Source organism: Gilliamella sp. App6-5 (genome assembly GCF_001690525.1).
Classification (GTDB): Bacteria; Pseudomonadota; Gammaproteobacteria; order Enterobacterales; family Orbaceae; genus Gilliamella; species Gilliamella apicola_H.
On record NZ_LZGT01000020.1, the window covers coordinates 19,397 to 35,497 of the forward strand.

The following is a 16,101-nucleotide window of genomic DNA, read 5'->3' on the forward strand; positions in this document are numbered from 1 at the left end:
AGTCAATTAATAGTGCATTTTGTCAAATGGAATATCAAATTGCGAAGGTGCAAATTCGATGCCTTTTAATGATTTTATGGCAATAGCACGGTTACGTTCATAAGTTAAAGGAATATAGACCGCTTCGTTATGCAGCGTTTCAAGTACATAGCGATAAAGTTCTTGTCGTTCTTTTTCATCAGTTGAGATCAGGGCTTTACTAATGTTGGCATCAATTTGAGACTTTTCTTGTAAACCTTGCTGAGCGATATAGTCGCCATATACAGGCAGTTTCATACCGGCTAAGAAAGATTGAGGATCATACGGCATACCCCATGAAATATCAAAAACCATATCAAAGTCGCCAGCTTTTTGACGATCACGATAGCCTTGTTCTTCTTCACCATGAATATTGAGTTTTAATCCCACTTGCTCAAATTCATCTTGCATGTATTGTGCAATAGTTTTTTGCGAGGCTGTGTTGCTATCATAATAAAGCGTAATTTCGAAAGGTTTTCCATCTTTTTGGCGATAATGTTGACCATCAACTTTAATCCAACCCGCTTTATCCAGTAGTTGTTCTGCTAATTTTGCATCATATTGGTAGGGTTTTAAACCGATATTAGCATAAGGAATATTTGTTGCCATTAACGTATCTGCTGGCGCTTCACTGCTATTAAAGATCCCTTCAGAAATATCTTTTTTACTGATGATATGTTCAATTGCTCGTCGTACATTGACATCGTTAAGCTGGGGTCTTGTGGTATTCATTAAGACCATTCGGCTAGAAACAGGCTTTGACATTAATGTTTGAAACTTATCCATTTTAACAAATCGTTCATAGGAATCAGCATCAACCATGTTTTTGCCATAAATAAGATCAATTTCACCTTTTTCAAGCGCCATTAAACGGCTTTGATTATCAGCAATGACCTTCATTTTTACTGTTTTTATTTGCGGCTTTTTTCCCCAGTAGTTAGGGTTTGCATTAAAAATAGCATACTGATCTTTTTTATGATCGCCTAAAACATAAGGGCCGGTACCAATAAAAGATTTAACACCATTTTTGGTTTCGCCATCAATCATCGCGTTAGGCGAAATAAAACGCATTGGTCTGGTGACGGCAATTTCAATTAAAAAAGGGTAATAAGGTTCAGATAGATTGACTTGTAAAGTATAATCATCTACTGCCTTAACTTCGGTAATTAAACGTACCATTTCAAGCCATGTATGGCGGACTTTATTGGCAAGGACTGCATCCCAGTTTAATTTGGCACTGTGGGCATCGAATTTAGCGCCATCACTAAAGGTCACATCTTTTCTAAGTTTAAAAGTATAGGTTTTTCCTTGGTTAGTGATAGTCCAGCTTTCTGCAAGCCAAGGGGAAAATGTGCCATCTTCATTATAATGAACAAGTGATTCATACAACATATTTTGAGCCCACATTTCGCCACCATAAAGATGAGGGTTCAAATCGCGAATATCGCGGAAGTTTGCAAAGGTGATATCATCTTTAGCAAAACAGTTAAGGCTAAAAAGTGATAAAAGTGCGACCATTAACACATTTTTAATTTGGTTAAAGTTTAAATGCATATGCAATCCAGTAAACTATTGTTGTTAGGGAGCAGAATATTAGCATAATCGCAAATGATAATAAATATCATTTATCTATTTTAATAAAAAAACATATTAAAAATCATTATGATTAAAACTATAAATTGATGAGTTATTTTCAAGTTATGTTATATATAACCCTAATTTTATTTTATAATAATAAACAAACAGTAAATTTTATTGTGGAAAATAGGAAGTCACAAAATAAACAGAAAATATTATGGAATTGCTTTATAATGTAAGCGGACAATCCACTTTTCATTTATTTAGGAATCATTTCATGTCATTTGACTCTCTTGGCTTAGACGCTGAGATTTTAAAAGCAATTCAAGAACAAAACTATACAGACCCAACGCCTATCCAACAGCAAGCTATTCCAGTCATTTTATCCGGTAAAGATCTTATGGCAAGTGCGCAAACCGGTACAGGTAAAACCGCAGGTTTTGGTTTACCTATTTTGCAAAAATGGGGCGAACAGCAAGCGCAAGCAACCAATAAACCTGATGCGAAAAAAGGCAAACGTCCTTTATATGCATTGATTTTAGCGCCGACTCGTGAGCTTGCTGCACAAATTGGCGAAAATATTCGTGAGTATAGCCGTTATTTACCCATTCGGTCATTGGTGGTATTTGGTGGGGTAAGTATTAATCCGCAACTGATGAAACTACGTGGCGGTGTGGATATCTTAATTGCAACACCAGGTCGATTATTGGATTTAGTGCAACAAAATGCAGTGGATCTTTCAACGATTAAAATGCTAGTGTTGGATGAAGCTGATCGCATGTTAGATATGGGCTTTATTCATGATATTCGCCGTGTGATTGCTAAATTACCTAAAAAACGCCAAAACTTGATGTTTTCGGCAACTTTTTCTGATGAAATAAAAGTATTAGCGCAATCGATTTTGCATGCCCCAGAATTGGTTGCTGTTGCGAAAACAAATAGCGCTTCAGAGCAGATCACCCAATATGTGCATCGGGTTGATAAACGTCGTAAGCGTGAGTTGTTGTCTTATTTAATTGGTAAAAATCAATGGCAACAGGTGTTGGTCTTTACTCGCACTAAATATGGTGCGAATCACTTAGCTGAACAGTTGACTAAAGATGGTATAAAAGCGTCAGCCATTCATGGCAATAAGAGCCAAGGCGCACGCACTAAAGCTTTGGCAGATTTTAAAAGTGGACAAATCAGAGCATTAGTCGCAACCGATATTGCCGCTCGCGGTCTTGATATTGAGTTACTTCCTTATGTGGTTAATTATGAACTTCCGCAAGTAGCAGAAGATTATGTGCATCGCATTGGGCGAACGGGACGCGCTCAAAATGAAGGAAAGGCTATTTCGCTGGTATGCATTGATGAGCTTCCCCAATTAAAAGCGATTGAAAAGTTAATTAAAAAAACGATTCCAGAATTAACAACCCAAGGTTTTGAAGTTGATCCTAAGATTAAAGCTGAACCGATAAAAAAATCATCACAAAGGCGAGCACCACCAAAAAGAGGAAGTGCAAGCTCAAACCGATCGTCGCAGTTCAATCAAGATGGTGTGAAATCATCAAGCCGACATAATCATACTAAAAATAAATAAACTAATTAATATTTAATAATGTAGAAGGAAACTATTATGGTAAATCGCAGCAGACGTTTACGAAAAAAATTACACATTGAAGAGTTTAAAGAGTTAGGCTTTACGGTTAGTTGGTGTTTTGACGAAGGTACAAGCGAAGAGACTTTAGATAATATCGTTGATCAGTTTATTCTTGAAGCTATTCAACCCAATGGTTTAGCTTATGAGGGAAGCGGTTATTTAAATTGGAAAGGAATTATTTGCACCCAAAAATTAGGGAACTGTACTGAAGAACATCGTGACATTGTCACAAAATGGCTGGAAACTCATGGTCTGAAAAATGTAAAAACTAGCCAACTTATTGATATTTGGTGGGATGAATTAGAGTTCTAATTTGTGGGAAAATGCCGAGTTGTTTACACTTCAATGGCTAAAATAATCCTCTAAAAACTCATAAGGTGTTTTTCCCGAAATCGCCTTATGTGGTTTAACTGTATTATAATAGTTAATAAATCACTTAAGTTTTTGTTGCCTATCTTTTGAATCTTCGAATATTTGCACATTATGCCACATCTCAATTCAAAGTTCGTATCACTCTTTCCGCTTTCCCATTCGTTTGCGGGCAGGCCGGTTTGGTAAATTTTTGATTGTTTAGTTGGATTTAATTAGTTAGTTTAATATACTTATGATAATTTGTGGTGTAAGCCTGATAAAGCACTGGTTTATTATGATTTACCTAAAGGCGTATCGATTAAAACGGCCTATGCTCATCCTGATGATTATGTGAAAGATCGTTCATTACTTTCTGTCATGGGATTTGAATTCAACCATGACTGGTCTATTAAATTAACCAATCAATACCGTCAAGCGTCTCAAAATTTTGATCACATTTATGCAGGTAATTATTGTCATTTAAATGGCAAACTGAATAATGGTAAAGATTGTCATCATCAAGGTAAATTGCAATTTCGCTGAGCTTGGTAAGAAACTGCTAATAAGACATTATAGTAACACTGCTGATTTAATGGGTAAATTTAATACAGCAAGTATTGTTTATGATATGCTTATTGGTATTGAATATAACATTGAAAAGCGCCAACCAAGATTAGCCTTAACCAGTGTTTATCCAGAGGTGGTTGATCCGTTTCATCCGTATTGGCATTCCAAAAAGTCTCATTATAGTAAATTGAATACTAAAACTAATCATAAAGCCACATCGAAAGGATTTTATTGGCAAGACTTAATTAGTTTTACAGCACAATGGAAATTATTAGCAGGATTACGTTACGATAATTATAATTTTGCATCAAATGACAAATTAAAACATCAAAACAGTTCATATGATGGGCACTCGTTAAGTCCTCGAATTGGTTTAATTTGGCAAACTGTGGAATTACAGAGCTTTTATGCTTCTTATAGTAAATAGTAAAAATTTTGCACCTTATGGAGGGCGAGGTCTTATTACAATTATGACCGACTCAAAAACAGTTTATGATGATAAACCCCAATATTTGCGTCAATATGAAGTTGGAATTAAAAGTGATTGGCTAGATGATAAGCTTTCTTTTCAAATCGCCCTTTATGATCTTGAACTATATAATGTCTATTACCAACCAGATGCCGTTAATGATCCTTATAATTGGCAGGTAAAAGGGAGTGATCGTAGCCAAGGCATTGAGCTAAGCGCTATTGGACAGCTGGCATCAAAATGGTATATTAATAGTGGTATTGGTTATCAACAAGCCAAAGTCCATAAAGATAAAAAAACACCAGCCAATCAAGACAAATACTTGCCTAACACAGCTAAGCATAGTGGTTATCTAAGCGTTCGTTATTTACCTTACAATAATTGGTTTACTGAAGTGGAACTTAATTATAAAAGATCGATGTATAACGATGATAAGAACCAATTTAAACGCCCAGAGGAATGCTACGGTTGGTTATCAATCTCGCTACTTTGATGTAACTTTAGCCTTTACTAATTTCCTAGGTAAAGAGTATTGGCGTTCAAGTAGTATGCCGGGTACACCTAGAGCCTTTTTGTTGACCACTAGTTATAAACTGTAAGGTGATATAAAAACAAATGCTGAATTAATTAAGCTTTAAATATGAGGTAAGTCATAATTGGCAAGATAACCCAGCTTGTTTATTCGGCATTTTGTTAATAAATTCAGGTGTTTTAATATTAAAAATAAGTTTATAGAGTTTTTTATATTAGTTGAGAGACTGAGAATTTAATATCGAATGTTGACGATGATAACCAAGCAATTAAATTGCCATGTAAGAGATTTGTGTGAATTCAACATCGTATTTGATACTAATTTTATTTTTGTTGCTTTTAATGCTGTTTTAGTAATAAAACTTATTTAATTATTTAATATTAAAGCAACCGGTCTTTTAAAATCATATAAAATACAAAAAAGCAAAGGCAGGTGTAGAATTTAACTCAAAAGTTTAACAAGTTGTCACCGATATAATAAGTAAGGTTGATTAAAAAGAATGAGTCGTCTAGATGGATATAACAAAATTCTACATGCCTTATTAAAAAGGCACGTTTTAAAAATAAGAATAACTTTGGTGACATTCTTTTAAAAGAATTAGTTAAAGCTAATTATTCAATTGTGAGACAAGGCAGATTCTGCTATACTACATTCCCGTCTGATTCTTGTATGTTGTATTGGTTTTATGCTTTAAAATCGATGCAATATTATTCTAATAAATTAATAATGGTCTGGTAAATGGTCACGAATTATATTTTTGTTACAGGCGGTGTCGTTTCTTCTCTTGGTAAAGGCATTGCCGCAGCATCTCTCGCTGCAATTTTAGAAGCCCGCAATTTAAAAGTCACCATGCTCAAGCTTGATCCCTACATTAATGTCGATCCCGGCACAATGAGTCCTATTCAACATGGTGAAGTGTTTGTGACTGAAGATGGTGCTGAAACCGATCTTGATTTGGGGCATTATGAACGTTTCATTCGCACTAAAATGACGCGAAAAAATAATTTCACTACAGGTCGCATCTATTCTGATGTGTTACGCAAAGAGCGCCGTGGCGATTATTTAGGGGCAACGGTTCAAGTTATTCCTCATATCACTAATGCAATTAAGTCACGCGTGATTGATGGGGCAAAAGGTTTTGATGTTGCCATTGTTGAAATCGGTGGTACAGTAGGTGATATTGAATCTCTTCCATTTTTAGAGGCGATTCGTCAATTAGCTGTGGATGTGGGTCGTGAGCACACGTTATTTATGCATTTAACGTTAGTACCTTATTTAGCGTCTGCTGGTGAAGTGAAAACCAAACCAACACAGCATTCAGTAAAAGAGTTACTGTCAATTGGTATTCAACCGGATGTCTTAATTTGCCGTTCTGATCGCATTATTCCTGCTCATGAACGTGCCAAAATTGCGCTATTTTGTAATGTGCCTGAGCGTGCAGTTATTTCGCTTAAAGATGTCGATTCTATTTACAAAATACCTGCGTTATTAAAATCGCAAAACTTAGATACCTTCGTTTGCAAACGATTTAGTCTTGAATGTAAAGAAGCTGATTTATCGCAATGGGAACAAGTGATTTATGAAGAAGCCAACCCAGTGGGTGAAGTAACAATCGGTATGGTGGGTAAATATATTGCTTTACCTGATGCTTATAAATCAGTGAATGAAGCGTTAAAACACGGGGGATTAAAAAATCGTTTAACAGTGCACATTCGTTATATTGATTCAGAAGATCTTGAATCGCGTGGCGCAGAATTACTTCAAGGCTTAGATGCGATCTTAATTCCAGGTGGATTTGGTTATCGTGGTGTTGAAGGTAAAATTATGGCAGCTCGCTATGCGCGCGAAAACAAAATCCCATATTTAGGTATTTGCCTTGGTTTACAAGTAGCTATGATTGAATATGCGCGTAATGTTGCAGGTATTAAAGATGCTAACTCAACCGAATTTGTTAAAGATTGTGCAAGCCCAATCATTGCTTTAATCACAGAATGGAGTGATGAATCTGGCAATGTAGTACAACGTAATGAAAACAGTGACTTAGGTGGCACAATGCGTTTAGGTTCGCAAATTTGCCATTTAGAACCAAATTCATTAGTATACGGAATGTATAAAAATGAATCGATTACTGAGCGTCATCGACATCGTTACGAAGTAAATAACAATTTATTACCTGAAGTGGTTAAAGCTGGGTTAAAAGTGACAGGTCTTTCAACGGATAGAAAGCTGGTCGAAATCATCGAAATACCAGATCATCCATGGTTTGTTGCGTGTCAGTTCCATCCGGAGTTCACTTCAACACCACGTGATGGACATCCACTATTTAGTAGTTTTATTAAAGCTGCCAAAGATTATCAAGAGCAGCAACAAAAATAGTTTTGAATTAACATTTGTAATATATCTGTCATATAGAGGAAAATAACATGGCAAAAATCGTTAAAGTACATGGTCGTGAAGTCATCGACTCTCGTGGTAATCCAACTGTTGAAGCCGAAGTTCATTTAGAAGGTGGATTTGTTGGCCTTGCAATCGTTCCATCAGGGGCATCAACGGGTTCACGTGAAGCGTTAGAACTTCGTGATGGTGACAAATCTCGCTTTTTAGGTAAAGGCGTATTAAAAGCAGTAGAAAACGTAAACGGACCAATCGCTAAAGCTGTTGTTGGTAAAGATGCATTAGATCAAGCTGCTATCGACCAAATCATGCTTGACTTAGATGGCACTGATTTCAAATCTAACTTAGGTGCAAACTCAATTCTTGCTGTATCTTTAGCAACCGCTAAAGCAGCAGCTGCTGCTAAAGGTGTTCCACTTTATCAACACATTGCAGATCTTAACGGTACTCCAGGTCAATACTCAATGCCATTACCAATGATGAACATCATCAACGGTGGTGAACATGCGGATAACAACATTGACTTACAAGAATTTATGATTCAACCAGTTGGTGCTAAAACAGTACGTGAAGCAATTCGCATGGGTTCTGAAGTATTCCACAACTTAGCTAAAGTATTACATGCTAAAGGTATGAATACAGCAGTGGGTGATGAAGGTGGTTTTGCGCCTAACTTAGGTTCAAATGCTGAGGCATTAGCTTGCATTAAAGAAGCAGTAGAAAAAGCAGGTTATGTATTAGGTAAAGACATTACTTTAGCGATGGACTGTGCCGCTTCTGAGTTCTATAACAAAGAAACAGGTAAATATGTATTAAAAGGTGAAGGTAATAAAGAATTCACTGCGCAAGAATTTACTCATTATTTAGAAGGCTTAACAGAACAATATCCAATCGTATCAATCGAAGATGGTTTAGATGAAAGCGACTGGGAAGGTTGGGCATACCAAACTAAAGCATTAGGTCACAAAATCCAATTAGTGGGCGATGATCTATTTGTAACCAATACTAAAATCTTCAAACAAGGTATTGAAAAAGGTATTGCTAACTCTATTTTAATTAAAGTAAACCAAATTGGTACATTAACTGAGTCTATTGCTGCAGTTAAAATGGCGAAAGATGCGGGTTATACTGCGGTTATTTCTCACCGTAGTGGTGAAACTGAAGATTCAACAATCGCTGATTTAGCAGTTGGTTTAGCTGCTGGTCAAATCAAAACTGGTTCAATGAGCCGTTCTGACCGTGTTGCAAAATACAACCAATTAATCCGTATTGAAGAAGCATTAGGGTCAAAAGCACCATTCAATGGTTTAAAAGAAGTTAAAGGTCAATAATTAGTTTTTTATAAACTAAATTATCACTTAAAAAAACGGTGACTAGTTCACCGTTTTTTATTTTCATATAATTTAAACCTACTTTATGTAGGAATAGTTGCACCGACTAAAGTTGTGTTGTACTCTTATTGTTTGATTTTTTTATGGCTTATTAATAACTAATGCGTATTGATTAATTTAGTCACCCTATAATTGTTAAAATAACTAACTTGATTTAAAGTTCTACTTATGAATAATATTACGAATATGTCTCAGCCAAAAAGCAAATGGCAACTCTTTAACTGGCTTTATACCGGTAAATTACCGCTAAACGAATTATGGCTTAACCCGACCTATCGTTATAAGTTTTTTTTAAGAACCTTGTTCTTAAGTCCAATTACTTTCAAATGGCTTGATAAATTAAGACAGTATCCACTGCTTGGCTATTATTTTTCATGCCAAACTAATTTACCATGTAAATTACAGCGACCTTATTTAGCCTCTTGCTTGAGTCAAAAAGCCCGTTATGACGCTTTGGCGTATCACTATGATTTTTTAGCTAAACAACCTTATAGCGTAAGCAAGGCTTTTTATAATCCGCAATTGCCTTTTGTATTGGCGGATGTAACAGTTAAAAATGAACAAAACATTAAAATAGCAGTGCAAGCCCGTAATAAATTTGCAAGAGAGGGCGAAGTCAGCCTTTATTTTTATGATAGTGATGGCATCGACTTAGCCACTTTGACGTTTTCAATCGTTGAATATCAAGCCAAACCAACACTCTTTATTGCTGGATTACAAGGCACAGGACACGATGATGCACGTACTCGTGTACAAAAAGCAACTAAAGCCTGCTATGGGCTATTCCCTAAACGTATTGCTGTTGAAGCCGCATTAACTGTTGCGCGTTACTATCAATTAACGCAAATTGTTGCCGTGGGTAACAAAACTCATATCTATAACAATTGGCGCTATAACAGCCGTCAAGAGCGCATTTTGTCGGATTATGACGATTTTTGGTTAACCCTTGATGGAAAACAAGATACTAATGGTTTATTTATACTACCAAATCAAATTAATCGAAAATCAATTGAAGAAATTGCCAGTAAAAAACGCTCAGAATATCGTAATCGTTATGTGTTATTGGATCAGCTTCAACTTAATATTGAGCAAACTTTAGCATCATTATAATGATTAGTGGTAATATATTAAAACGTATAATTGACCCCATAATTTAACAATAAAAGCAAGGAATAGTTAAGGAATAAAATATGTATTTTGGTATTCTTATTGCGCTAGTACCATTGGGTTTAGGATATTTAATTAAAATTAAAAACAACAGTTGGATGTCCAAAATTAATCTAACTTTGAGTTGGATGATCTACCTTATTTTGTTCATTATGGGAGTTGAACTGGCACATTTAGATAATTTAGTCACTAATTTGCAAGTTATTTTATATTATGCAATTGTTCTTTTTATTTGCACGTTTGGTGGGAATTTTGTTGTTTTAATGATGTTGGATTTTTTATCCCCCTCCAAAACTGATAATGTGAATCAAACTTATACGTCACATTTTAAGATGATTCTTGAATCATTACGTGTATGTATTGCACTAATTATTGGGTTTATTTGTGGGTTATTGCCATTATTTATTTGGCAATATGCTGAAAATGTAACTCAAATTGTACTGTTTTTTTTATTATTTTTAGTCGGAATTCAATTACGCAGTAATAATATTTCGATTAAACAAATTTTACTCAATAAAGTTGGGATGACCACATCCATATTGGTTGTAATGAGCGTTTTATTGGGCGGGATGGTTGCCTCGTTTATTTTAAACTTGCCTATTCGTGTTGGTCTTGCCATGTCATCGGGTTTTGGTTGGTATTCGTTATCGGGTATTTTAATGACAGAAGCCCACGGTCCAGTTATTGGTAGTGCTACGTTTTTAAATGATATTTTGCGTGAATTATGTGCGATTATTTTAATTCCTATATTGATTAAGCGTCATCAATTAACAACATTAGGACTGTGTGGTGCGACATCAATGGACTTTACGCTACCAATGCTACAAAAAGGTGGGGGGGTAGCCATTGTGCCGGCAGCTATTGCCCAAGGATTTTTATTGACGCTCATTATGCCCATAATTATCACGTTATTTAACTATGGCGGTTTTTGGTTTTAGCTCTAGCTTAATGTGCAGGAAAACATCGAGTCATCTATATTTTATGATTAAAATAAGCTTCTAAAAAATTCATAAGGCGATTTACCAGAAATCGCTTAAACTTTTGCTTTTATCTTTTGAATTGTTACTATTTGCTGATTATGCTATATCTCCATTAAAGTACGAATTATGTTTTCGGCTTACCCATTCATTTGCGGGCAGGCAGGTTTAGTGAATTTTTAATTAATAAGATGGTGAGCACACGTTTAAACAAATGAGGACAGAAGTCTTAATTACCAAACGGTATAGGATCCTGAATATTTTTTACAAAATATAATCTAGAAAGTGAACAGTTGTGTAAATCATCCCCATTTTTGGGGGTGTAATTCACACAAAATTAAGCTGTCTGTTTCGTGTTTTATATGCAATGGGAGTCATGCTATTTAATGTTTCATGAGTTTTTAGTGTTATAAATGGTTGGACGACTAACTATAAAACATTTAGTCAAATCAGTGACAGTCATTTTTTTATGATGTAAGCGCCATATTGCTTGTTGTTGATAAAGTGTTAGTTTTATTTTTATATCTATTCATTACAGTATTTTCTCAAATTACTATAAACAACGTGAGTAATTCCTACAGTTATGGATTTTTATACGTTTAACAAAACTTTACAAAAAATTAGGTAAAAAATGAAGTTTTTATTCTAAAATAGCGTAACATAGTTATATACTTTTTTATGTTAAATCATTAAAAATGATATTAACTGATTATTTTATAACAATAAATTCGTAAAAATAAATATGAGGAATAATAAAATTATGATAGAATATGAACTTAATCGGGCATCGGGCATCGGGCATCGGGCATCGGGCATCGGGCATCGGGCATCGGGCATCGGGCATCGGGCATCGGGCATCGGGCATCGGGCATCGGGCATCGGGCATCGGGCATTTTGTTAGTTGTTTTATTTCAAATGTAATATTACAGCAAAACGTTTTATCTTTAGCGTTACCTTTTTGTTTTAAACACTTCCATTGCAAATCTCACTTTGCTACCAAAATAACGGCACTGACAGCTCACTTAAAACCAAAACCTACTCAAGTAATGAGTTTAATCTTATTATCACAATGGGTACACGTTGGCTCAGCTAATGCAATACTAACAGCGACTTCAAGTCAGGTTATTGCTGGGAATGCACCGCAAGTGGTGGTGTTATCGAGTGCAGATAAACATGGTTTTACTGTCAACGGTGTTTTTTATAGTGAGGAAAATGGCACGCTAAAATCTGGTGAAGTGAAAGAATTTGATGGTAATTTAACGCTGAATGATTTTAAAGTGGCAACTTATACACCAACCAACTTAGATAGGGTAAAGAATTATCGCGATATCGATGGTGATAATGCTGATCCGAGTCAACCGTTTAAAGTGGAATCGACTTACTATTGGTGGTATGACAATAGCGGAAGACGCATAACTGGTGATGATAAGAAAAAGATTATAGGTTGTGGCAGTGGTTTTTCAATGCCACTAAAATTGGTAATTGAAACAAAAGTAAAAGCCTATTCGGAGTATGGTATCCCAAATGAAAGCAAACAGCTTAATTTATCCAAGAGCTACCAAATAGCAGCAAAATCAGAGCTATGTTATGCCAAACCCAATTCTACTATTGTTCATCCAGAACACCAATGGATTGGAGTTGATTTAAAAACGGAGGCATATTATTTTAATCGACCTGAATATGCTAATCGCCATCCTCTTGTTGGTGGCGGTTATACTCAAGATTATGTACCAAACTATGGTTTTAAGGTTAAACCCGTGGTGTCGTCAAAAACATTTCCAGCAACGGGATTTCCTGGAGCTAAATTTCAGTTAGTGATGACTGGTGCGCAAACAGATTACCGCTATCAATTAATTAACAATCCAGGAGGAGGGGTGTCGGTTGATCAAAATGGCTTAGTAAAACTTAATAGCAAACCATCAGGAAATGTTACAGTGAGAGCTACTTTAAAAAGAGATCCCTCAATTGTTCACGATTATACCTTTAATCCTACTGCTACTTGGGGAATACCTCAAAATTTTAGGGGAACGTTTAATGCTGTACAACAACGCTGTGGCGGTTTACAAAATATGATGAGACTAGCTCAATTAACAAACTCACCACGATATGAAGGTCAAACAGCAGAATTAGATAGAGACAAACTGACAATTTCTAATAGTTACACTCGTGCCATAGGAGACTCTATTTTGGGTGAATGGGGGTGGACCACTAAATCTTCTTATCCTGATTCAGAATGGCAAGAATTAAATCCTGATTATTTTATGTCTAGATATTGGACTATAAATGTCCGTGAACATGGGATATATTATATTGTGCATAGCCATGATGGGTTTATTGGTTCCTTTTTAGCTGAAGATCCTGATTTAGGATATGCAATTTGTAAAGGATAATTCATAGTTTGATGCTGATAATGATCAGCATCAAACTAAAAATTATATCGAAAATAGTTGTGTTTTTATGGCGTGAATAAATAGCAGTATTAATCCAATGCAGTAAAAATTTGGCAAAATAGCCAGTAAAAAGCGTTTTTTATATTGTAAATAATTTAACTAGATTATTATACTAAATAACGATTATATAAGACTATTGCTAGTTAAAACCACATCATAATCATTCATCATCTACAATGCCATCAATGAATTTACCTTTGTACCATACCATATTTTTATACAATATATTATCTTCACCAATCATATGCGGATTTTCTCGATTAATATTATTTCGGTTTAACAAACAAGCGTTATATTCATCTTCATTACATTTTCTGTGCTTTTGAGTATCAATGTTTTTAAACTGACAGCTATTTTTTATATTGATATATTTGTATTTTTGATAATGATAAATACTTTGTATTGTTGTCAAGACTCTTTGCTGTTTTTCATTATAATCATAACAATTTTTTTTACCTGTGGCCGATTTATCTTTCGGGTTAAAATCGATATCGCTACCCCACAAGTTTGTGGCAACAAATTTACCTTTGTTATTGATATAGTAGTCATAATTTTCTCCTATTCTGGCACTTGAGGCATATTTTTTAATGGCTAAATCAAGATTGCCGTCAAAATTGATATCCTCTAGATAAATGCTGTTAAATTGGTTGTAGCTATAATGTAAATTTTGTATTTTTTGAATTAATTGGTGGTTGCTTTTTTCATAAACATTCACACCAACTAGTTTAATTTTTTCTTTTTTCTTTTTTGATAATACCGCAGTAAAATAAAATTTATCTGATGAATCTGCCTGTAATAATTCAAGGCGATCAAATTCATCATCTGCTTCATCACTTATTTCAAACTGTTTTTGTAATTTTACTGGGTATTGTTGATTTTTTTTACCATCAAACCAATAACCAATTAATGTCTGATTAAATAGTGTTTGCCCACTATGATTAAATTTGAAATAACTGATTGAGTTTTTCATTTTTGGGCGATTATCATTGTTATCAAAATAAATATCTTTATCATCATAAAGTTTTAAACTGGTTTGCTGGATAACTTCATCGCATGAGTCCATTAGCACACAATCATAGGATAAAACATGTTGTATTTGTTTGTGATCATCTTTATCGACCCAAAAAGCTTTTATTGTGCTCAAATATAACGTTATTTCTTTATCCTCCATATGGCCTTTGTAAACATAAGTAAAACTCAGTACAGGAAAGGAGAGTATTACAAGCAAAGCAAATAGTATCGTTTTCATTGTTATTATTTCGTTTCTCTTAATTTCTTATTTCAATGTGATGTTATAGAATTTTTATATGAATTGAAAGATATTAATTGATCCTCGCCAAAAAAGTGGACAAAAGTTGCCTCTATGATATAAACAAAAATCATAGGAGACAAATATCATGGTCAAAAAATTTAGTATCGAATTCAAACAACAATCGGTGGATTATGCGTTATCTAATGCACACCTTTCTATCAGCGAACTTGCCAACCATCTAGGTGTGGGTAAATCAACCCTAGATAAATGGATTAGGCAACTTTCCCCGAATAAAACCAGCCGTCGAGAGTTAACGGCTGAGCAACAGCGGATTATGGCGTTAGAAAAAGAGATTAAAGAACTGAAAATGGCCAATGATATACTAAAAAAGGCGCATGTGTACTTCATCAACAATCCAAGTCGGTGAAGTACGCTTATATGAAAAATCATTTAATCTGCTATCCCGTTACTAAGATATGCTCATTACTTGGTGTCAGTTCATCGGGTTATTATGCTTGGTTAAAAAGAGCAAACAAATCAGCCAAACTCAGCGAGTATATCCAAAAGCAGTATTGGCAACATAAAGCCCGTTTGGGTGCGCCAAGCCTGCTTCATGATGCAAGAGAAGCGGGCTATCAAGTTTCAGAAAGGACAATTAGCCGTGTTTTGCAACAATTGGGATTACGGAGTAAAGCAGCACGTAAATTCAAGTATAAAACAGATACGGCTCATCACAATATTGCGCCCAACCCGTTAGATAGGCAATTTAACCCTGATAAGCCGAATACGACATGGGTAACCGATATTACTTATATTAAAACGGGTGAAGGTTGGTTATATTTGACGGTGATTATCGATTTATATGGACGAAAAGTGATTGCTAGGCAAACGAGTCGCTACATAGACCGCCATTTAGTGTGTAATACATTAAAACAAGCCTTATTTCGGCGTTACTTTCCTAAAAATGTACTCATTCATAGTGACCAAGGAAGCCAATATTGCAGTGCTGATTTCAAGCAGTTATTGTTACAATATGGACTCAGGCAAAGCATGAGTCGAAGAGGAAATTGCTTTGATAATGCGGTTGTTGAAAGTTTTTTTCATACACTCAAAACACACATTATTCATGACTGTTACTACAAAACGAGGAAACTGGCTAATAAAGCACTATTTGAATATATTGAAATCTATTATAATCGGATACGCCGTCATTCAGCTAATGGCTGGGTATCACCTGAACAATATGAACAACAATATTACCAAAACGAAAAAATGATAGAGGTGGGCACTGTCTAATATTTTGGCGAGGATCA

General features: G+C 35.1%; 13 protein-coding genes and 1 pseudogene. 11 read left to right on the forward strand and 3 right to left on the reverse strand.

The window, feature by feature from the left end:
- Positions 1–6: 6 nt before the first annotated feature.
- On the reverse strand, positions 7–1,572 hold the full coding sequence (gene nikA / locus A9G24_RS02765) for a nickel ABC transporter substrate-binding protein (RefSeq protein ID WP_065637668.1): 1,566 nt from the start codon (positions 1,570–1,572) through the stop codon (positions 7–9).
- A 301-nt stretch (positions 1,573–1,873) separates the two neighbouring features.
- Here nikA and rhlE point away from each other — a divergent pair, with 301 nt between their 5' ends.
- On the forward strand, positions 1,874–3,178 hold the full coding sequence (rhlE, locus tag A9G24_RS02770; protein WP_081303051.1) for an ATP-dependent RNA helicase RhlE: 1,305 nt from the start codon (positions 1,874–1,876) through the stop codon (positions 3,176–3,178).
- A gap of 36 nt (positions 3,179–3,214) precedes the next feature.
- Positions 3,215–3,550, forward strand: coding sequence for a YggL family protein (locus A9G24_RS02775; protein ID WP_065637669.1), 336 nt, complete (start codon positions 3,215–3,217; stop codon positions 3,548–3,550).
- Between the two features lie 30 nt (positions 3,551–3,580).
- Here the strand turns inward: A9G24_RS02775 and A9G24_RS13305 are convergent.
- Positions 3,581–3,803 (reverse strand): annotated as a pseudogene (locus A9G24_RS13305) (integrase core domain-containing protein); the annotation flags it as partial.
- Between the two features lie 47 nt (positions 3,804–3,850).
- On the opposite strand from A9G24_RS13305, the gene A9G24_RS02780 reads away from it, so the two are divergent.
- From A9G24_RS02780 to A9G24_RS02815, 8 genes are all read left to right on the forward strand, one after another.
- Entirely contained in the window at positions 3,851–4,132 is a 282-nt protein-coding gene (locus A9G24_RS02780; RefSeq protein ID WP_065637670.1) for a hypothetical protein, read from the forward strand.
- Positions 4,133–4,181: 49 nt separating this feature from the next.
- Positions 4,182–4,583 (forward strand): TonB-dependent receptor domain-containing protein, encoded by a 402-nt coding sequence (locus A9G24_RS02785; RefSeq protein ID WP_065637671.1) that lies wholly within the window; start codon positions 4,182–4,184, stop codon positions 4,581–4,583.
- On the forward strand, positions 4,564–5,118 hold the full coding sequence (locus tag A9G24_RS02790) for a TonB-dependent receptor domain-containing protein (RefSeq protein ID WP_065637672.1): 555 nt from the start codon (positions 4,564–4,566) through the stop codon (positions 5,116–5,118). Before A9G24_RS02785 ends, A9G24_RS02790 begins: the two co-directional genes overlap by 20 nt.
- Before the next feature lie 777 nt (positions 5,119–5,895).
- The gene (gene pyrG / locus A9G24_RS02795; RefSeq protein WP_065637673.1) at positions 5,896–7,533 is read left to right on the forward strand and encodes a glutamine hydrolyzing CTP synthase; all 1,638 of its coding nucleotides are present in this window, start codon (positions 5,896–5,898) and stop codon (positions 7,531–7,533) included.
- Between the two features lie 47 nt (positions 7,534–7,580).
- Positions 7,581–8,882: a phosphopyruvate hydratase gene (gene eno, locus A9G24_RS02800; protein ID WP_065637674.1), complete on the forward strand. Its 1,302-nt coding sequence runs from the start codon at positions 7,581–7,583 to the stop codon at positions 8,880–8,882.
- 228 nt (positions 8,883–9,110) lie between these two features.
- Positions 9,111–10,052 (forward strand): VirK/YbjX family protein, encoded by a 942-nt coding sequence (locus tag A9G24_RS02805; protein WP_065637675.1) that lies wholly within the window; start codon positions 9,111–9,113, stop codon positions 10,050–10,052.
- Positions 10,053–10,132: 80 nt separating this feature from the next.
- Entirely contained in the window at positions 10,133–11,047 is a 915-nt protein-coding gene (locus A9G24_RS02810; RefSeq protein ID WP_065637676.1) for a lysine exporter LysO family protein, read from the forward strand.
- Between the two features lie 809 nt (positions 11,048–11,856).
- Complete coding sequence (locus A9G24_RS02815; protein WP_081303053.1) at positions 11,857–13,476, forward strand: hypothetical protein; 1,620 nt, start codon at positions 11,857–11,859, stop codon at positions 13,474–13,476.
- 220 nt (positions 13,477–13,696) lie between these two features.
- Here the strand turns inward: A9G24_RS02815 and A9G24_RS02820 are convergent, their stop codons facing one another.
- A complete protein-coding gene (locus tag A9G24_RS02820) occupies positions 13,697–14,785 on the reverse strand; it encodes a hypothetical protein (RefSeq protein WP_141673041.1) in 1,089 nt (362 codons plus the stop codon).
- A 148-nt stretch (positions 14,786–14,933) separates the two neighbouring features.
- Between A9G24_RS02820 and A9G24_RS02830 the strand changes: the two genes are divergently transcribed.
- A protein-coding gene (locus A9G24_RS02830; protein WP_141673042.1) for an IS3 family transposase occupies positions 14,934–16,084 on the forward strand; the annotation gives its coding sequence in 2 pieces (ribosomal slippage) (positions 14,934–15,180 and positions 15,180–16,084; 1,152 coding nt in all).
- Positions 16,085–16,101: the final 17 nt, after the last annotated feature.